An 18,719-nucleotide genomic window follows, 5' to 3' on the forward strand; every position below is an offset into this window, starting at 1 on the left:
CTCTCTTATTTACGCTCGTTAATCGCTTTAATCCGTTCAACCGGAATTTTCGGCTTCCGGTCATAGGTGAGCAAGCCGTTTATTTCCTGCTCCACATCTGTTAACTGCGTATAACAATACCCCTGTACAACTCCCGAATTGAGCAGAGGACGGATGACAGCCCGCAGCTTTTGCTCATAGTCTTCATCGTTATCCGCGCCTGAATATCCCCAGCCCTCCCAGTCGCTCTTCTTGTAAGCAATCCCGCCAAACTCGGTAACGAGAATCGGCTGGTTTTCATAAGGGAAGCCTTCGACAAAAAGGCGCCGGTTAGCCGGCATCGCATGAACAGCCTTCTCCTTTGAGCTATATCGCTCTGTCAGCACCTCTTCCCGCCACTCGTAATCATGAATCGCGAACAAGTCCGTTTTCACCAGTTCCCAACCGTCATTGGAGATGACGGGACGCATCGGATCGAGGGATTTGGTCAAATGGTACATGGTCAGTGCGTGCTGCTGCTGCCTTTTATCGATTTGAATATTGGGAACTCCCCAGCTTTCATTGAGCGGAACCCAAGCAATAATCGCCGGGTGGTTATAATCGCGTTCGACAGACGATTGCCATTCCTTGGTAAACCGCTCTACATATTTTTCCGAATACTCGTAGGCATTCGCCGCCTCGCTCCAGACAACAAGACCAAGCTGGTCACACCAGTACAAGTATCTCGGATCTTCCAGCTTCTGATGCTTGCGGGCGCCGTTAAAGCCCATCGCTTTCGTCAACTCTACATCCTGTTTGATCGCTTCATCGCTGGGCGGCGTCAAATTCCCATCCGGGAAATAGCCTTGATCCAGCACCATTTTCAGAAAATAAGGACGGTTGTTGAGGCAGAGCTTGCCATCCTCGATTGAAACTTTACGCATTCCGAAGTAACTCGTTACGACATCAACAACTTGTTCATCGATCAACAGGGTAAACGTCACATCGTACAAATTCGGATGCTCCGGTGACCACCAGCCGCCAAGTCCGTGATCGTTAAAATCGTTCAAACGAACCTTTCTCGTCCCAGAGCTGTCTTTCAGCGAATACGTATCCTCCGAAACCAGCTCGCCTTTGAAGAAAATCTCAACCTTCACCTGCTGATTAACTTGCGCTTTAGCGGCTTCAATGAAAAATTGGAATTCCACCTGCTTCTCATCAATGTCCGGCGTCATTTTCACTTTTTCCAAATAGCCATCGGCTGATACGGCTTCCATCCATACCGTTTGCCAAATACCGGTCGTTCGTGTGTAGAAAATGCTTGCCGAATCCGAAAGCCAATACTGCTTGCCTCTGGGAAGCGTCACATCCCGGGAGTAATCGACGGCTTTGACGACCAATGTATTCGTCCCATCCTGCAGGGCATCGGTAATATCCGCATGAAAAGGCGTATGTCCGCCTTCGTGCGTCACTACCAGATTGCCGTTTACCCAAACGGAAGCATCGTAGTCAACCGCCCCAAAGTGGAGCAAAACCCGTTTATTTGCGAATGAGTCCGGAATTACCAATTGTTTGCGGTACCACACAACATCATGAAACTCATTGCTGCCAATACCGCTTAGCTTGCTTTGAAACGCAAAAGGCACCTGAATCGTTGTAGAGAATGCCTTATTGCCTAAATGCCACTTCTCTTTGCTGCCTGCACGGTCATCATCAAATTCGAACTCCCACTCGCCATTCAAGCTCACCCAGCTGTCTCGTACAAATTGTGGTCTAGGGTAATCTGCCCGGGGTTGATTTGTCATGGTTGCGGCCACCTCCATAATGTTAATTAATAAGTTAATTAAATAAGCTATATATAACTAAGACTATTATCATATCATGCTTATTTATTGTCAATACATGTTATTTAATTAACTTTCAAGTTACATTAAGTGATGTAGAAAGACCTAACCTGCCGCCGCATACACAAAAAAACGACACAGGGATAATCCCCGCGTCGTCCTTTTTCCATTAATCCATGTACCCGGCAAATCCATGTTTCATCAAATACGCCATTTCCGCTTCCAAAATGGTGTCCACCGCCAGCTCCGTCAACTTCACATCCGGCCTGCTCAAAATATGATCGATCAGCTCGTCGCTGTCGATATCAACTTCCCCTTTAGCATTTTCCTCCGCTTTAAGAATGTACGCTTTCTCATACTTTAACACGAGCGCTATTTGCTTCGTATCTGCCTTCGATTGTTCCGCTATAAAATGGATCAGCTCTTGTTCATTTAATTCTTTGCTCATGATTGGTCATCTCCTAGTTCCTATTCGTGTTTATAACTATTGTAACATAGTTGTCCCACTTTTTATTTTTCTCAGCCATACACGTCTTGCCCGACCCATGTTAACATAGAATGAGTTGGAAAAACATACCTAAACCATAAACATCAAGGGGGCATTTATGGATCTAGAACTGCGCGTTGCCGTATTGGAACAGAAAGTTAAAGCGCTGGAGCAGCTCCTGGACCAAGCGCTGGATCGCAAAACGGCCACAACATCTCAAAGCTCAGATTGGCCGACTCCTGCAGCAGAACAATCCCAGCCGTCTCCTCCGTCTCGTCCACATCAAGAAACCGTTGTGCCCGCGGCTCCGCCCGCTCCCCCAAGAGATTGGGAGCATCTAATTGCCCGCGTCTGGCTGCCGCGCATATTTATCATCGTCTTCCTGCTTGGCGTTCTCTGGGGGTTTACAGCGGCCGTGAGTGCCGGCTTCATCACGGAACCGGTGCGGTGCATCCTCGGAATCCTTGCAGCAGGTGTTATGTACTGGCAAGGAGAAACACAAATGCGCCGCAAGCGCACAGCGCTGGGGCAAGTGCTGCTCGGCGGAGCAAGCGGCGTTCTGATCTTATCGCTCTTCGCCGCTCATATGCTCTTTGGACTCATCCCCCCATGGCTGACGTTTGTTCTTTATATCATTTCTATTGCTGCAAGCGTGTTTATAGCGATTCGCCACCGATCTCAGGCACTCATGATCATCACCCTGCTCGCTGGTTATCTCGTTCCCTTCATGGTAACATCTGCACAGCCGAATCATTGGATTTTCGCCGGTTATGAGGGCCTCTTTTCCATGGCGATGATGCTGCTATCCTTGCGCTATTCTTTCCGTGGCGCTTATTTTACCGCTTTTGGCGTACTACATTTGCCCCTGCTCGTTTCAACTTTGATCAGCAATGGCGCGAATGACCGTACCGCTCTGCTCACCATCGTCATCCTGCAGCATCTGCTCCTCTTCGGGATTGCGCTTCTGCGATCGGAAGACAGCCGAATCGGGCAGCGTATCACCTTGTTCTTAAGCTTTGGCCTGGTTGCCGCATGGACATACGGACTGTATGGCTCTTCAGCCGGAGACCGGCACCTCTACGAGTGGATGCTCGCTTTGTGGTCGGTTCTGTATATCGGCACATCCTTCTGGCTTTACTGGCAAAAGCGTGCTTTCTCCGTTCAGCTATCGATCGCGACGTTCAGCACGTTCCTATGGTTGATCAGCGTCCTTCATGCCGACCAAAGCGGGGCAGCGCTGCTGGTCGAAGGCGGCATAGCTCTCGGTCTGGGAGTCCGCTTCCAAAGCAGACTGCAGCAAATCAGCGGCGCTCTCGCCTATTTTATTGGCATGCTGTTTGTATTCACTCATCCCATTCATCGCATAGGCTCCTATGAATCTTTTGGTTGGCTGGTGCTTGTGGCCACCGTTTGCGGTCTATACGCCTATTTTCGCTCTTATGCCCGGGAAGGCCGTGTGCCGTCGCGATTCCCTCTCCTTTTGCTATGGATGGCATTTATCTTTGTGCTAATTTTCATCTCCCAATTAACGAATGTCCTGACGAGCGGACTCGATGTTGATTACGAACATCTTATCCTCTCAGGGGTCTGGGCTGTGTACGCCGTGCTCCTCATTATTGCAGGACTGTTTGTCCGGCGAGCGAAGGCGAATCTGATCGGCATCCTGTTCTTATTCATCACCCTGCTCAAAATCATATTCATTGATTTACCTGACGTTTCCACCGCCGTTCGGGCGATCCTGTTTATTGGCCTTGGCGCTATCGGGGTTGGGATCTCCAGGTTGTTTTATAAGCGCAAAGAACCCAACGACCGCTGACTTAACGTAAAAGCCTTCACCCCCGCTTACCTGGGGAATGTGAAGGTTTTTTCACTTTTTCGAGGGCAAGATAGAATGTGAACTTTCCTTGAAATCATTGCATTAGCCTTTAAAATAGCGTATATTCTAGACTTGCGATTAAAATTTTATATATAATATGTATTTACTTACAAATACATACATTAACTAGATGAAGAGGTGCATTACCATGACTTTGAAAAAAACTGCCGCAGGCGTAATCCTGCTTACGATGATGGTTACCGGAGCAGCTTGTTCCTCAGAACCGAAAAACACGGCTAGCCCCGCTCCAACGGCCAGCGCTGCCGCTTCACCGCAGGCAACTGCTGAGACTCAGGACGCTGTCAATATGAAAGGCTATATCGCTGCAAGAATTGCGCAAGAAAAAGCGGGCTTCCTTTTCGGAGAAGCGAAATCCAAAGACGATAAGCCGATTCTTAATCCTATCGCCGCAGATAGCAAAGAGAAAGCCGTGAAATTCCTTTCCAGCTACTTCGATAGCGCTATGGCGGATAAACTGGCGGCTCACTATTTGACCGATCAGAAGGCCGACGGAGCCATTGTAACGAACGCAGCCGCGTTCTTCCCCACTAACCTGTTAACTACAACGAAAGCGGACATCACGTTCGATGCGGCGAATACAGCCGATCTAGTCAAATTCACGACGAAAGACGGCGTAACCTATTCCACCAAAAAAGTAGACGACAAATTTATTGTCACTGACGCAGCAAAAAAATAAGCTCTGCCCAAGAACAGGCGAATCGGCGATTCGACCTGTTTTTTCTTTTTCTTGGCCTGCATCTTGGAGACGAAGATCCGCCATACTGTGGGAACTCCATTCCCTTATTTCGGTGAAAAGCAGAATTTCGGGCGTCCGAGGGGAACTATAGGGTCTTATTTTACCAAATGATCGAACGATCTGCTCGGAATGGCGGAATAGCGGACCCTAGTTCCCTTTCGTTTGCCAAAAAGGTTGCTTCTAGCAAAATAGCGCCCTGCAGTTCCCCCTCTCTCTCCCAAGAAGCTAAGGAGACTGGAGGACTCGCCGTCTTTAGACAAAAAGAGACCCACAGCAACGGGCTGCGGGTCTTAAAGTATTTATATTTTAAAGGGGGTCGAGTTCTATTATAGGCTTGTTTCATTAAAGTTAGATGAAAGAAACATTTCTTTTTGATTACAAATTTTTGTAGACAATGTAAACGTCAACTGGCATTATGGCACATTGATTGTAAAAGGTACAATGAACACTTCATTCCCCTGTTGGAACTGCCCCCATATTTTGTAGACACCGGTCTTGGGGAAGAGGATGGTGAAGCGTGCCTCAGGCCCCGATCCCTTCTGGTCATTCGGATGGACGTGGACATACTCCTTCGCGTCGGCGCTGATCGCAACCACATGCCCCAAACTGCCGAGATATGGCTGCAGATCCGTGACCGGCTGTTTCGTTTCAGCATTCTTAATCGTGAAAATCATATCTAATCCCATGCCCGCCATAAGGTGGTCGAACGAAAGCGTCACTTCTTTGCCGCTGATTATTTTCGTCAGCGACGTATCCGGTTGAAGGTCGGCTTGCTTCGGCACCTTACCTTTGATCGTAACCCAGTGTGTCTGCACCGTCTCGCCCATACCTTGTGGTGTGAAATCGGCAATCAGCTGATAATAGCCGCCTGCCGGGAACTTTGTTTTGACTTCGAACCTCCCGTTTCCGGCATATTCAGGATGCAGATGGTCAAAATAAGAGAGGTCCTTGCTGACTACGATCACATGCATCAGCTTCTCATGCATAAGGTCAAAAGCATCAATGGGCCTATTCCATTTATCTTGAATGAGAATCGTAACTGTTGCCTCTTCATTCGGCATATAACGATCCGCAGCAACCGAGAAATGCGCAATCGCATCATTGCTGTGAACGTGTGCCGTAGAGGCCGCCGGCATCTCCATCCCCATCATGTCATGCGTGACGGTTTGCTTCCCGCAAGCGGCTAACAAAACAGCCATGCCCATGAGAATCCATACGAGCTGTTTCATTGGTTTTTCACGGTCGTTACCGGAGCTGTCGTCATTATACTTAATCCCAGTGAACTGAGACCGCAAATAAACATCGTGCCTCCCCACAGCTCGGGTGCCCAATCTAACGTGTGGAACAGGCGTAAATCCGCAAAATATAAGCCCCAGATGAGAACAGGGAGCACAAAGAATATACCCCGATATTGCCACGCGCCGGCTTCTTTCTCTTTTACGCTTGCAAAGAGCACATCTCCGACAATCCCGCTAATGAGCAGAATCACGATAGATCCGTAGTGCGAGAAGCCATCAAGAACGGCCATCAAGACAGCCTCAAAAACAAAGAAATAAGTCACCGTGCCAAATGGCAGCTTCCATCGTCTTAAAATCAGCATGACTGGCAGAACGAGCACCATTGTTGTAACAAGAAAGTCTACAACAGCCCTGGCGATGGCATCTTCTTCCCTGGCCATCCATAAGTTTTGGCGAAACGACCAAGCGTACATGAGAAAAAAAGCCATCACGGCAAAAGTTAACGCCACCGAAGTCAAGGCCGGCAGCAACCGGCGAAAGCTTGGCGACGCCTCCGTTTCCGTATAACTCATCGCGCGATACGGACTGGTCAGAATCATCAGCGCTCCGGTCAGCAGAACCAGATGCGTCGGGCTCAGAAGAGCTTCAATATTTTTCTCAATGCCGAATATCGTATGCCAGAGCATATCGCCAAGACCGCCGATAAAAAAGACGATGACTCCCGCCACGCCAAGCTTATAGCCTGCCGGGATCGACTCCGCCCATGTGGCTTGGCGAGCTCTTTTATTCTGATAGGTAATGACAAAAATCCAAATGGCGCAAGCCAAGTACCCCGAGTACAAAATCGCATGCCATGGCGTAAAAAAAGTTTCGACCGCGCCGTGGTTATGTGCGAAGCCATCGATAAACAAACCGACAATCAGCCATATCCCCATCACCATTGTGACGACATGTTTCATAATGCCCATGTTTCCCACGGATTGCGCCTTGTTCAGCTGTATTGACAAATCGAACCACTCCCAACATTTGTCATGATTACGGTACTATCATAACACAGCTAGTCGGTCGATGAGATCCAAATCACACCTTTTTTCTTCAGGTCAAGCTGCCATTCTTTAGGGGCGGGAACATCGCTTACAATGATGTCGATCTCTTTTAAATCGGCGATTTTGTAAAATTGCACAAGTCCGAACTTCGAGTGATCGCAGAGTACGATGTTTTGCTTGCTGAATTTCATCAATTGCTGGGTCAATTGGCCTTTGCTTTCTTCGAAACCCGTGATCCCTTTGTCCAGCATCATGCCGTCCACGGACAAGAACGCCTTATCCGCATTGAAATTTTCCACCATTTTCTCAGCCAATAGACCCGCTACTCTGGAATGCATAGCGTTCACTTTGCCGCCAATCATAAAAATGTCTCCTGAGAACAAGCCTTTGTTCTTATAGTCAATTAATAAGTACAGGGCTGGGATCGAAATCGTTAGAACAGTCAGGTTTTTCTTGTTAAGTAAATAATCGATGATATGCAGGGTCGTTGTTCCGTCATCGATAAAGATAACGTCATTATCCTCAACGATAGTCGCAGCCGATCTGCCGATTTTGCGCTTCTCATCCGCGTACAGAACTTCCCTTTTCAGGTGCGACGGCTCATCTCTGGACAAATTAATTTTGACCGCGCCGCCGTATACCCGTTTCAGCTTATTTTCGTCCTCCAGCTCCTCCAAATACCGGCGTATCGTCTCCGAAGAAACTTCCAAACGCTCGACCAAATCATTTGTCTTTACTTTGCCTTCCAAGTTCAGCTGATTGAGAATAAAATTTTTCCGTTCTTCTCCGATCAAAGACATAAGGTCGAACCCTCCAATTTCGGCATGGTTGGCTGCTGGCAGGTTTACTTCGGCATTTGCCAAGCAGCCGTTCTTTTTTTCACCTTTTTCAAAATAAACTCGTACACCAAACGGATCGCGATATTCGTCCCGACAATCAGCGTAGACATCGCCGCAGCGGCTGCTACGTCTCCTGCATCTTCCATATTAACCAAGGCGACAGCCGCGAGGTTCATATCCGCAGACCGCAGGAACACAACCGCAGATACCGTAACCATCGAGTTAACAAAAAAGTACATGGCAATTTCGATAATAGCTGGCAAAGACATGGGCACCGTTACTCTTAGAAATGTTTTGTAAAAAGGGATGCGCATCGATTCCGAAACGAGTTCGAACTCCTTGTCCAGCTTTTTCAGCGCAGTTGTAGCCGTGATAAAGGGCACTGCATAGAAATGCGTGATGTTCGCAAGCACAATGATCGCCATCGTGCCATACATCCAATTCAGCGGATTGCCAGGATCGTTAAAGAAGAAAATATAAGCCAGACCAATGACCATACCCGGAAGCGCAAGCGGTAAGATGGACAGGAAATATCCGACCTGACGCATGCCTTTCATTGATCTGGTCTTTTCAATCAAATAAGCGAAAATAAAGGTGATCACCGTGCCCGCCACCGCAGTTATGAGGGAGACTTTCAGCGAATTCCAGAACGGCTCCAAGCCTGACCCCGCCACACTCGAAAAGTCGTAGTGTTTGAGGCTTAGGCTCAATTTGTACGGCCAAACCTTCACCAATGAAGCAAATACAATCGTCAACAACGGAATCAGGATCGCAATAGAGACTAGGAGGCAAAATACGCGATAAAACCTGTCCCGGGCACGTCCTTCCGGTACGCGGTACGGCGTCGATTTCGAAGAAAGCATCGAGCGCTGCTTGCGCTCTACGAATCGGTCTACGGCAAAAGCAATGATGGCTGGAATCGTCAGCAGGATGCCCACCGTTGCACCCATCGATAAGTTCTGCTGCCCGATCACCTGCTTGTAAATATCGGTGGCCAGTACGTTAAACTTGCCTCCGATGGCTTGAGGCGCCCCGAAGTCCGTAAAACTGGCGGTGAAGCAAACGAAGATGGCGCTGATCAGGCCGTATTTGACGGATGGCAAGGTTACGGTGAAAAACGTTTTGAATGTATTCGCGCCCAGCGATTCCGCTGCCTCATAGAGCCGCTGGTCGGTCATTGACAAAGCTGTAATAAAGATTAGAAAAGCCTGGGGAAATAAATATATGACTTCCGAGATGACGATCCCGATCGGGCCGTAAATCCCAATGCGAAGACCCGGCAAAAGTCCGAAAAAGCCGTTCGTGATCATACCCTGATTGCCAAACAAATAGGTAAGTGCAATTCCGTGCATCATTGTCGGCTGAAAGAGCGGCAGCAAGGCCACATAGCGGAAATAGCTTTTTCCGCGGATAGCGGTGCGGCTTATGCCGTACGCATAGGCGAAAGCGAGAACAACAGCGAGTGCTGTAGATAGCACCGAAATCCAAATTGTGTTCGTTAGCGATTGAATCAGCGAAGGCGTAGAGAAATATTGGACAAAATTAGCTAATCCGACGTACTCCTCATTTTTATTGAGCAAAGCTTTGCTGAATAAGAGGAGTAACGGAATCAACGTGCTTGTTGTCAGTGTGAGTACGAGCAGAACAATCAACACATTTTGCAATGAAAAGAGGGTTCCCCAGTGGCGTCGGATCGGCGGATTCATGCTGACTATTCCCTTGTTCATCAGGCACCTACCATGCTGTCGGCCGAGAACGAAATCATTTTCTCCTGCGGAAATTCAACGGATACCACGGCATGTTTGGCCAGCCTCAGTTGGTGAGACGCTTGCGCCGACACATCCACTGTCAGAAGCGCATCCTCGTAGCCGCTGCCTGCTGCCGGTTGAAGCAGCACTCTGTAGAAGGCTCCCCGGAACTCGACATGCTTCACAACCGCCTTCATGCCTCTGTTCGATTCTGACGCAGAAAGGCGAATATGCTCAGGTCGAATCGCCAGACTCCCCTTCGGCGACAGCTCTGCCTGCTGCCTATTCTCCAGGAAATTAATCGATCCGATAAAATCGGCGACAAAGGCCGAATTCGGCTGCTCATAGACTTGTTCCGGTGTTCCCATTTGGACGACTTCGGAGTTTTTCATCACGACAATGCGATCTGCCATCGTGAGCGCTTCCTCTTGATCATGCGTGACCATCACCGTTGTAATGCCGAGCTTGTCCTGCAGGTCGCAAATTTGCTCGCGAAGCTTCACGCGAACCTTGGCATCCAGCGCCGAAAGCGGCTCATCCAGCAGCAGGAAATCCGGTGACAGCACAATAGCCCTAGCCAGTGCGACACGCTGCTGCTGTCCGCCGGACATTTGCGCGGGGTAACGATCGTGGAGGTGCAGCAAATCGACCAATGACAGCCCTTCACGCACTTTCTCATCGATCTCTTTCTTCGAAAGCTTCTTGCCTTGCAAGCCGTATGCCACGTTCTGATAGGCCGTCAGGTTCGGAAAAAGCGCATAAGACTGGAACACCATGCCGAAGTTTCTTTTTGCCGGCGGCAGCGCCGTGATATCTTTGCCGCCAACGATAATGCGGCCTTGCGTCGGCTTCTCCAATCCGGCAATGATGCGAAGCAACGTCGTTTTGCCGCATCCACTTGGGCCAAGTAAACAAATGAACTCATTTTTCTGAATATCAATATGAATATTTTTCAATGCGCTGAAAGATCCAAAAGTTTTGTTTACTCCTTGAATGGACAAGTAAGCTTGTGTCATGATCAAGCAGCCTCCTAAGTCTTGTTAACTTGAGTATAAGGTCGAATTGTTATCGGTTTGTTAATGATAGAAAAAAGACTGCTGCAAAGCATGGTTCGCAGTCAGCCTTTTCTTGGTTTTGCTTTTATTTTTTCGGCTCGCTCTTAGCATTGAAACGCTTGTCCCACTCAGCCAGAACCGTGTCGCGTTTTTTGGCGGCATCGTTCAAATCATTTTTAATAAGCTGCTTGATCGGGTCAACCGAGTAGCCGTCAGGGATTTTTGCAGCATCGGTTTTAATTGCCAGAATGGCGTAATTTTTATTGTATTCTTTCATAACGTCGTCGGTAATCGCCCAATCCAAGAAGTCTTTAGCCACCTGCTTCACAACTTTCTTTTTCATGAGAGCATTCGCTTCAACATCCCAGCCGGAGCCTTCCTTAGGGAATACTACTTCGACCGGAGAACCGCTTTTCTTCTCTTGAATGCCACGGTAACCGAAGGAAATACCAATCGGATATTCGCCTGTGCCAGCTAATTTAGCAGGCTTGGAACCGGAATGAACATACATCGCGATGTTGTCATGCAATTTGTTCATATAATCCCATGCCGCATCGTTGCCCTTCAATTGCACTAATCCGGAAACCGTCAAGAATCCAGTACCTGAAGATGACGGGTTTGGCATTGTAATCAGCCCTTTGTATTCCGGCTTCACGAGATCCTCATAGGATTGCGGAATGGCAAGCTTGCGCTTCTCCATCTCCACTTTGTTCACGATGAATGCCGTCTCCCAGGCATCGATGCCAACCCAGTGCGTTACCGGATTTTTATCTTTAAAATCAGGAAGAATACGCTCAACGCCTTTTGGTGCGTATGGCTCTAACATGCTGTTCTGATCCAGCACAAGCAAGCTTGTTGCGGCCAAGCCCCATACAACGTCTGCTTGCGTGTTATCTTTCTCGGCAAGCAGTTTGGCTGTTACGATTCCAGTAGAATCACGAACGATGTTTACTTTTACATCCGGATATTTGGCTTTAAAAGTTGTGAGGTATGTTTTGATTTGATCATCTTCCAAAGCCGTGTAGACGGTTAAGTCCTTGCTCTTCGTATCCACATTCACTTCTGCGCTTGCTGCCGGCGCGGATGCCGCTGCTTTCGTTCCGTCTGGAGTTACCGCCTTAACGCCGCAAGCCCCTAACATAATAGCAACTGACAACAATGCGACTGCACTTCCTACTGATCTTTTCATCTTCCTACTCCCACCTTCATTCGAATTTATCGGCTTTGATTTCTTAACCTGATAAAATTAGTATAAAATAGATTTGTAAAGTCAGTATTAAGTACAAGTAAATTGTTTGTTTTTAAATTTTATTACTTGGTTTTAATTTGTTTTAACTCATTTTCCAAAATAACTGTCTCTCAATGCCTGCGAGCAAGCGTTCAATGTCCGGGAGATGGATATCGCCAATATTGCCGATTCGGAACGTCGCGGCGGCTGTTATTTTGCCCGGATAAATAACAAAGCCTTCCTGTTTAATACGCGAATAGAACTCATCAAAGGAAAACACAGGCGAATCCGGATATAAGAAAGAGGTGATAATCGGCGATTGCAGCTCCGACGGAAGCAAAGTTTGCAGACCGAGACGCTGCATGCCGGCAACCAACGTTTGTTGATTGCGAGTGAATCTTTCGAATCTGCGCGCAACGCCGCCTTCTTCTTCCAACTCCTGAAGAGCTTGATCAAAAGCTCGAACCGTATGCGTAGGCGAAGTATAACGCCATTTGCCATTGCCTTGCTCCATAGTCTCCCACTGATCGTACAGATCTAACGACAAGGAACGGCTTAAACCTTTGCATGCCTTCAAAGACTCTTTACGGGCAATGATAAATCCAAAACCGGGAACACCTTGTATGCATTTATTGGCACTGCTGATTAAATAGTCGATGTTTAGCGCCGCTACATCAATCGGAATGCCGCCAAAGGAGCTCATGGCATCGACTATTAACGTTTTGCCATACTGTTTGGCAATACGGGCCGCATCCGCGATAGGATTGATCATCCCCGTCGTTGTTTCAACATGAACCAACGCAACGTGCGTGATGGACGAATCTACCTTCAGCACTTCCTCTAGCTGCTTGACATTAACTGGCTTTGTCTCCCCGGCATCCAGAACGATCGAGTAAATCCCGAGAACTTCCGCCATTTGGGCAATTCTTTTACCGTAAGCACCGTTCGTTAGAACGAGCAATTTGCCTTCTTTCGGAATGACGGAACCAATAACCGATTCCACACAAAACGTACCGCTTCCTTGCATAAGCACGGTCGTGTAATCATCCGGCTTACTCGACGCCATCGTGACAAGCCGGCTGCGGATGGACTGCACGAGCTGATTGTAATCTTGGTCCCACGTACACCAGTCACGCAGCATGGCAGCCTTTACTTTTTTACTTGTCGATAAAGGGCCTGGCGTCAGCAATAAGTAAGGGTTATCCGGCAGTTGATTCGTCGTTGTTGTCATGGACGTTCACCTCTTTGAAGTTTTTGATTGATTACTGGAATGAGCTGGTCTAGCTCACCGATTGTTGTAATAACGTAATGTGCGCCTTCTTCACGAAATTTGGATGCGACCGCATCCATGCGCGCTTGCAGGATATCCGCATCGCAAGATGCCACTTCCGCTTCACTCATGCCGAGCTCGCTGCTGCCAAGAACGACGCCAATTGTCCAAGTACCGGCGTTGACGCCTTCCCGGATATCGCTCACCGTGTCTCCCACCTTCATCACGTTATACATGGGATAGACATTCAGGGCAGCCGCGTTCTCGTAGATCATCCAAGGATAAGGACGCCCGGCAGGCACATCGTTTGGCGTTACCAAATGGTCCGGAGCATAACCGCGTTTCTTCGCTTCAACGGTGACAATCGCCATCATCTCAGCCGTGTAGCCCGTTGTTGAGCCGATTCGAATGCCATCTTGACGCAAGCGCTCTACAAGTGCCAGAGCTCCCGGGACCGGCTCGGCATATTGATCAACGACAGCCAGCATCATCGGCTCAAAATCCGCATAAAGCGCGTCAACGTCCGATTCCTGCGGCAGCTGACCGTAGCGCTCCAACCACAAGCCGGCAACCCGCTCCATCTTTAAAATTTCGCTAATATGATCGCGTTTGAGCAATCCCATCGGGGCTCTTGCTTCAGACAACGTGATGGCAATCTCTCTCTTACGAAAAACCTCCATGAACACGTTAAGGGGAGCAAAGCACCCGTAGTCCACCATCGTCCCCGCCCAATCAAAAATAACTGCTTGTATCATTTGATAATCCTCCTGTTTGACTGAATTAATTGTAATGCCTAACACTTTTGTTGGATTTGGTTGCGTCTATAAGTACATCTTAAACTAGAAATGTAATCGTAGCGTTAAATGCATGTAAAATTTGTGTTTTTAATTTGTTTTTATTTGTTTTAGTTGCTTATGTGGCTAAATTTACTTTCATCACTGAACATTCCAGTTGACTTCCTTGGCATTATGTTGGAAATTAGATTATGAACACGGGGAGGGATCATGGGGATGAAGCCGATTAAAGCGGTTATTTTCGATTTAGACAATACGCTGCTATGGGATGAAAGAAGTATTGGGGAAGCATTCAAGGCAACCTGTCAAGGAGCCGCTGAAGCTGTACAAGTGGATCCATCCGCTCTTGAATGCGAGGTGCGTGAATCATCTGAGCGTTTATTCAAGGAAATGGCTTGTTATGATTATGCGAAAATGATTGAAATCACACACTTGGAAGCACTCTGGGGACGGTTTGACGCGAAGGAGTTTCCCGCCTTTTTGGAACTGGGACAGCTTGCGCCCAATTACCAAAAGAACGCATGGACGCAAGGCCTGCTCAAACTCGGCATCGATGATCCGGAGCTAGGCGAAAGCCTCGCAGTGCGGTTCGCAAAGGAACGTCGGGAGCGTCCGTTGGTCTATGAGACAACCTTCGAAGTATTGCAAGCCTTGCGGCCCAAGTATCAGCTTCTCTTGTTAACGAACGGCGCACCTGACCTGCAGCAGGAGAAAGTAGACAGTATTCCGGGACTGGCGGATTACTTTGATCATGTCCTAATTTCCGGCTCCTTCGGGCGAGGGAAGCCTGATCCTTCTATTTTTGTACACGCTCTGAACTTGCTCGGCGTTACGGCAGAAGAAGCCATCATGGTCGGAGATAATTTGGATACCGATATCCAAGGAGCATTAGCGGTCGGCATGCGGAGTGTTTGGATCAATCATCATCAGAAGACAGCGCCGCTTCACAATTCACCTAGTCATGAAATCGCAGCGCTGCGTGAGTTGCTTGATATTTTATAGGCATAACCTTAGGGATATCAAGAGCATTAGCCCCACGCTTGCAAGTTTTGTTGGATGAAATCCAGCGATTTGGAGCCGAATCCGGGCAGATTAGAGCCTCCAGAGACTTCTATCCTGCGAAAATGGGTCTTTTCGGCTGAGATAGAAGTCTTTTGGGGCTCTTATTATTCGGATATTGCCTGATTGGAGCAGAGTCCAGGCAGATAAGAGCCTCCAGAGACTACTATTCTGCGAAAACAGGGCTTTTCGGCTGAGATAGAAGTCTTTTTGGGCTCTTATTTTCCAGAGAGAGGCTGGAATAGGGGCTGGGATGCCCGACACACATTAGGCAACACCCATTCTGAAATGAAAAAAAGGACTGCTCCAAAGGTCAGGTAAGACCTTCGAAGACAGTCCTTTCATTATTGCCAATCCTCAGGCACATTCAATTCCTTAGCGCTGCTAAGTCCGTCATACAGAGCCTGCCGGCGAAGAACCAAATAAAGCTCCGCTTTCGTTGAATGATCATACGGAAGCACGAACAGGATGCCGATGCCTAGGGCTAGCGAGCCCAAGATGTACCATCCAAGAAAAGAAAGATCCAGAACAAAAATCCTCCACTTCTGCCCTCTCGTCATTTGTTTACTAAGCTCTACCGCCCTCTTCGCGCCGATCTGAGGGTTATCCGCCAGTATAAAAGGCACCATGCTGTAGGCATATGTCTTCACAATTCCCGGAATAATGAGCAGCAAAAACCATAAAAAGGTCAAAATATTTTTCAATAACATCCCTTTTACGATGGCTAAGTACTTGCCCTTTTGAAAGGAATACACCAGATAATTCATATTCACATCTTCACCGGCAGCTTGTTTAAAATATTGCATGACGCTCACTTCGAAGGGAGCTACTACAAAAATATGAAAGGCAATCGATAAGAGCGCAACAAAAACCAGGAGCATAATCGCACCGATCATAACCGCAACAAATACCGGACTGTTGGTAAAATCCCCCCAACTGCCGTTCGTGCCGGTGAAGGGGAAGCTTACGGAAGTCCCTCCGCCCGAATTGTAGGAACAGCTCGACACTCCGCCGCTCAACACTGCCAACAACAAGCTTACTAGAAAAGCCTTCCAGTAAGAGGTTCGCAGTACTTGCTTTGCTCTACCTTTTAGCTCTCTGCGCGTCCAATCCAAGAAATCACCATCCAATTTCCACATATTTACTATCTATCGTACAATAGAATAGCCAAAAGTAGAACCCCCGGATGATGATCAGCATCACAGTGATGGTACGCGGGTGTCATGCCTCGCACTGTCGGCAGTGAAAAACCCAGCCTGCGGCTAGGTCCTTGTCTAAAACGATACATTTGAGCAAGGGAAAGAATTGGATGTTGGAGCTATCGCTTTTTCACCCCATATCCATTCCCTTACTCTTGCCCCGATTCGGTTGAAAGAGTCCTATGTCTTATCACGATTCGGACACAGCGGCCGTTATCTTCGCGAAAAGCGTCGTATCTCTCTGCTTACGGACACCAAAATCCTTATTTGCCGATTTCGGGAGAAATCAGTCCCCAAGTGAGCAAGTAACAGCGTTTGTGTCCGTTGCATTTTCGAAGAGGTTCTTTGCAATCGAATAAGGGCCTCTCAGTTCGTTAGCTTGCGCCATGTTCGCCATTTCTAGTGAATTTACCTGTACGAAATGCAGGTATTGCTTGAACTACACTTGAAGATGCTGATTTTGATGTGCTTTCTGCAGTCCGCATTGAAATTCTACGATAGATTTCAAAAAAAGACACCCGCAGGTGCCCTTCCAGTCCTTATATGATTTTAAATTCCGGCTTCACCTTCGTGAAATGCGGGTTTTTCCCTGTCACCATCAGCCCCATGCCCCAGTCAAAATGCGTCTGCTCCGTCGGGAAGTCACTCGGATCGCGGTATTGGAACAATACATTTCTTCGTGTTCTTGAACTGCGGTTCGATTCAGAGCCATGAATCGTTAAATAGTTAAAGAACAGCACATCGCCGGCCTCGGCTACACAGGGCGTTCCTTCATTGATCGGATACGTTTTGTGATTCAAATAATGCTGGCCCATGTGCGGCAATGTACCACCCAAGTGCGAACCCGGGATAACGCGCAAGCAGCCGTTCTCTTCATCCGCATCATCCAAATGCACGCTCGCAGCAAGCATTGTGTGCTTCTCATGCGGGAAGTACGGATGATCCTGGTGCATCGGGAAGGCAGCGCCATTTTCCGGCGGCTTCACGAGCATTTTGGAATGGTGCAGCAGGACATTGGGCCCAATGAGTTGCTCCAGCACGGCCGCCATATTCGGATGAATCACAGCGCGCATAAATGCGGCATCGTGATAATGCACATCGTGAAACCCTTTTAAGACAAGCTTTTTCAATTCTTCCGCAGGAAGAAAATCACCCTTCCATTGATCGTTGCGGTCTGCTTTTGCTTCTGCTGCACGTATAATAATTTCCTCTACGGCATTTCTCATTTCTTCAACTTCCCGCTGATTGAATACCCCTTTCACGAGCAAATACCCATTTTCTTTATAAAAATCTACATCCGCACGAGTAATCATTGTGCTTCCCTCCACCACAAAATTTGTTTGTGAACCGCTTTCTTATCTATTATTATAGGGAATAAGACCGCGATCTGTCTTTTTCTGCAAAGGACAGGTTTTTGCAAAATAAGGACATTAAGGGTGAGAAGGATCATGTACTTGTGCAAAGAGACCAACGCCATGCTCAATGAAATCGCAACTGTTATTCACGGACCTGACGCCTGCTTCAAAATACAATACTGGGGTGTCAATCCGTGCATGTTCGACAATCAGCCCCATAAGCATTCCTTCTTCGAAGTCTGTTATGTTCTAGGAGGCGAAGGAGAATATACGGAGCAAGGCCGTCATTACTCGCTTCGAGCAGGCACCCACTTCTGTTCCAGACCTGGCATTACGCATCAAATCCGCACCCAAAAAGGCCTCTTTATTATGTACGTCGCCTTTGAACTGGACGAATCTCAAAGCGGTGAGACGATGAGAAATGCCTTCCATGAGCTGTCAGAGCATGCCGAGGTTTACAAGGATGACGGAGACCAGTATCCGACTGCCCACCTGTGGAAGTCGCTTTTGATTCAAGAGCGGCAAGGAAGCGTACCGGCGGCAGCCGTACCTTCGTTAGCCTACACACTTCTCGTATCGTTTCTGAATCTTTTCGGAAAAGAAACCGACAAACCTTTTGTCCATCGAAAAAATACGAATATGCTGCTGCAGCGCGCCAAACTGTATATCCGCGACAATCTATCCCAACCTCTTCATCTTGGCGATGTTGCCGGAAATCTCAACGTTTCGGAGCGCCACTTATCGCGCTTGTTCTCAGAAGGCATCCATGAAACTTATACCGATTTCATCCGCAGTGAGCGCATACGCCAAGCAGCCCACCTGCTGCTGACAAGTGAGCTGTCGATTAAAGAAATCGCCGAAGTGACCGGCTTTTCTTCCGTTCATTATTTTACGCATACGTTCACCCAAGAAAAAAAGCTGCCCCCGGGCAAGTTCCGCAAACAGGAACAGACGGGCAGGTAGTCT

16 protein-coding genes are annotated in these 18,719 nt (G+C 48.0%); 4 read left to right on the top strand and 12 right to left on the bottom strand.

The genetic code is table 11. The annotated features are described in order from the left end of the window. Positions 1-5 precede the first annotated feature (5 nt). Both GC097_RS14655 and GC097_RS14660 read right to left on the bottom strand, forming a co-directional pair. On the bottom strand, positions 6-1,763 hold the full coding sequence (locus GC097_RS14655) for a glycoside hydrolase family 2 protein (RefSeq protein WP_171684047.1): 1,758 nt from the start codon (positions 1,761-1,763) through the stop codon (positions 6-8). A 208-nt stretch (positions 1,764-1,971) separates the two neighbouring features. Beyond that, complete coding sequence (locus GC097_RS14660; protein WP_171684048.1) at positions 1,972-2,250, bottom strand: hypothetical protein; 279 nt, start codon at positions 2,248-2,250, stop codon at positions 1,972-1,974. Positions 2,251-2,407: 157 nt separating this feature from the next. Between GC097_RS14660 and GC097_RS14665 the strand changes: the two genes are divergently transcribed. Further along, on the top strand, positions 2,408-4,105 hold the full coding sequence (locus tag GC097_RS14665; RefSeq protein WP_171684049.1) for a DUF2339 domain-containing protein: 1,698 nt from the start codon (positions 2,408-2,410) through the stop codon (positions 4,103-4,105). A gap of 208 nt (positions 4,106-4,313) precedes the next feature. After that, positions 4,314-4,862 (top strand): hypothetical protein, encoded by a 549-nt coding sequence (locus GC097_RS14670; protein WP_171684050.1) that lies wholly within the window; start codon positions 4,314-4,316, stop codon positions 4,860-4,862. Positions 4,863-5,335: 473 nt separating this feature from the next. Here GC097_RS14670 and GC097_RS14675 read toward each other — a convergent pair whose 3' ends face one another. The 8 genes from GC097_RS14675 to phnX all read right to left on the bottom strand — a co-directional run bounded on the left by GC097_RS14675 (position 5,336) and on the right by phnX (position 14,101). After that, on the bottom strand, positions 5,336-6,151 hold the full coding sequence (locus tag GC097_RS14675) for a DUF8832 domain-containing protein (RefSeq protein ID WP_171684051.1): 816 nt from the start codon (positions 6,149-6,151) through the stop codon (positions 5,336-5,338). Next, positions 6,148-7,167, bottom strand: coding sequence for a hypothetical protein (locus GC097_RS14680; protein WP_171684052.1), 1,020 nt, complete (start codon positions 7,165-7,167; stop codon positions 6,148-6,150). Before GC097_RS14680 ends, GC097_RS14675 begins: the two co-directional genes overlap by 4 nt. A gap of 50 nt (positions 7,168-7,217) precedes the next feature. Further along, positions 7,218-8,006 carry a DeoR/GlpR family DNA-binding transcription regulator gene (locus tag GC097_RS14685; protein ID WP_171684302.1) on the bottom strand — a complete coding sequence of 263 codons (789 nt, stop codon included), beginning with the start codon at positions 8,004-8,006 and terminating at the stop codon, positions 7,218-7,220. A gap of 44 nt (positions 8,007-8,050) precedes the next feature. Further along, positions 8,051-9,772 (bottom strand): putative 2-aminoethylphosphonate ABC transporter permease subunit, encoded by a 1,722-nt coding sequence (locus GC097_RS14690; RefSeq protein WP_171684053.1) that lies wholly within the window; start codon positions 9,770-9,772, stop codon positions 8,051-8,053. Then, positions 9,772-10,809, bottom strand: a complete 1,038-nt coding sequence (locus GC097_RS14695) for a putative 2-aminoethylphosphonate ABC transporter ATP-binding protein (protein WP_171684054.1) — start codon at positions 10,807-10,809, stop codon at positions 9,772-9,774. The genes GC097_RS14690 and GC097_RS14695 overlap by 1 nt, the downstream gene beginning before the upstream one ends. Positions 10,810-10,933: 124 nt before the next feature. Beyond that, the gene (locus GC097_RS14700; RefSeq protein WP_171684055.1) at positions 10,934-12,037 is read right to left on the bottom strand and encodes a putative 2-aminoethylphosphonate ABC transporter substrate-binding protein; all 1,104 of its coding nucleotides are present in this window, start codon (positions 12,035-12,037) and stop codon (positions 10,934-10,936) included. 142 nt (positions 12,038-12,179) lie between these two features. Continuing rightward, positions 12,180-13,307 (bottom strand): 2-aminoethylphosphonate--pyruvate transaminase, encoded by a 1,128-nt coding sequence (phnW, locus tag GC097_RS14705; protein ID WP_171684056.1) that lies wholly within the window; start codon positions 13,305-13,307, stop codon positions 12,180-12,182. Then, positions 13,304-14,101 (bottom strand): phosphonoacetaldehyde hydrolase, encoded by a 798-nt coding sequence (phnX, locus tag GC097_RS14710; protein WP_171684057.1) that lies wholly within the window; start codon positions 14,099-14,101, stop codon positions 13,304-13,306. The genes phnW and phnX overlap by 4 nt, the downstream gene beginning before the upstream one ends. Before the next feature lie 255 nt (positions 14,102-14,356). Between phnX and GC097_RS14715 the strand changes: the two genes are divergently transcribed. Continuing rightward, complete coding sequence (locus tag GC097_RS14715; protein WP_376768389.1) at positions 14,357-15,142, top strand: HAD family hydrolase; 786 nt, start codon at positions 14,357-14,359, stop codon at positions 15,140-15,142. Positions 15,143-15,543: 401 nt separating this feature from the next. Here GC097_RS14715 and GC097_RS14720 read toward each other — a convergent pair whose 3' ends face one another. Both GC097_RS14720 and GC097_RS14725 read right to left on the bottom strand, forming a co-directional pair. After that, positions 15,544-16,338 carry a DUF975 family protein gene (locus GC097_RS14720; protein WP_171684059.1) on the bottom strand — a complete coding sequence of 265 codons (795 nt, stop codon included), beginning with the start codon at positions 16,336-16,338 and terminating at the stop codon, positions 15,544-15,546. 599 nt (positions 16,339-16,937) lie between these two features. Beyond that, positions 16,938-17,711 carry a phytanoyl-CoA dioxygenase family protein gene (locus tag GC097_RS14725; protein ID WP_171684060.1) on the bottom strand — a complete coding sequence of 258 codons (774 nt, stop codon included), beginning with the start codon at positions 17,709-17,711 and terminating at the stop codon, positions 16,938-16,940. A 135-nt stretch (positions 17,712-17,846) separates the two neighbouring features. Here GC097_RS14725 and GC097_RS14730 point away from each other — a divergent pair, with 135 nt between their 5' ends. Next, a complete protein-coding gene (locus GC097_RS14730; protein WP_171684061.1) occupies positions 17,847-18,716 on the top strand; it encodes an AraC family transcriptional regulator in 870 nt (289 codons plus the stop codon). Positions 18,717-18,719 lie beyond the last annotated feature (3 nt).

The organism is Paenibacillus planticolens (genome assembly GCF_013141725.1).
Classification (GTDB): Bacteria; Bacillota; Bacilli; order Paenibacillales; family NBRC-103111; genus Paenibacillus_E; species Paenibacillus_E planticolens.

Bases quoted from the DNA above. Each gene is read 5' to 3' on its own strand.
- GC097_RS14655 (WP_171684047.1), bottom strand. From the start codon at position 1,763: ATGACAAATCAACCCCGGGCAGATTACCCTAGACCACAATTTGTACGA.
- GC097_RS14660 (WP_171684048.1), bottom strand. From the start codon at position 2,250: ATGAGCAAAGAATTAAATGAACAAGAGCTGATCCATTTTATAGCGGAA.
- GC097_RS14665 (WP_171684049.1), top strand. From the start codon at position 2,408: ATGGATCTAGAACTGCGCGTTGCCGTATTGGAACAGAAAGTTAAAGCG.
- GC097_RS14670 (WP_171684050.1), top strand. From the start codon at position 4,314: ATGACTTTGAAAAAAACTGCCGCAGGCGTAATCCTGCTTACGATGATG.
- GC097_RS14675 (WP_171684051.1), bottom strand. From the start codon at position 6,151: ATGAAACAGCTCGTATGGATTCTCATGGGCATGGCTGTTTTGTTAGCC.
- GC097_RS14685 (WP_171684302.1), bottom strand. From the start codon at position 8,006: ATGTCTTTGATCGGAGAAGAACGGAAAAATTTTATTCTCAATCAGCTG.
- GC097_RS14690 (WP_171684053.1), bottom strand. From the start codon at position 9,772: ATGAACAAGGGAATAGTCAGCATGAATCCGCCGATCCGACGCCACTGG.
- GC097_RS14695 (WP_171684054.1), bottom strand. From the start codon at position 10,809: ATGACACAAGCTTACTTGTCCATTCAAGGAGTAAACAAAACTTTTGGA.
- GC097_RS14700 (WP_171684055.1), bottom strand. From the start codon at position 12,037: ATGAAAAGATCAGTAGGAAGTGCAGTCGCATTGTTGTCAGTTGCTATT.
- phnW (WP_171684056.1), bottom strand. From the start codon at position 13,307: ATGACAACAACGACGAATCAACTGCCGGATAACCCTTACTTATTGCTG.
- phnX (WP_171684057.1), bottom strand. From the start codon at position 14,101: ATGATACAAGCAGTTATTTTTGATTGGGCGGGGACGATGGTGGACTAC.
- GC097_RS14715 (WP_376768389.1), top strand. From the start codon at position 14,357: ATGAAGCCGATTAAAGCGGTTATTTTCGATTTAGACAATACGCTGCTA.
- GC097_RS14720 (WP_171684059.1), bottom strand. From the start codon at position 16,338: ATGTGGAAATTGGATGGTGATTTCTTGGATTGGACGCGCAGAGAGCTA.
- GC097_RS14725 (WP_171684060.1), bottom strand. From the start codon at position 17,711: ATGATTACTCGTGCGGATGTAGATTTTTATAAAGAAAATGGGTATTTG.
- GC097_RS14730 (WP_171684061.1), top strand. From the start codon at position 17,847: ATGTACTTGTGCAAAGAGACCAACGCCATGCTCAATGAAATCGCAACT.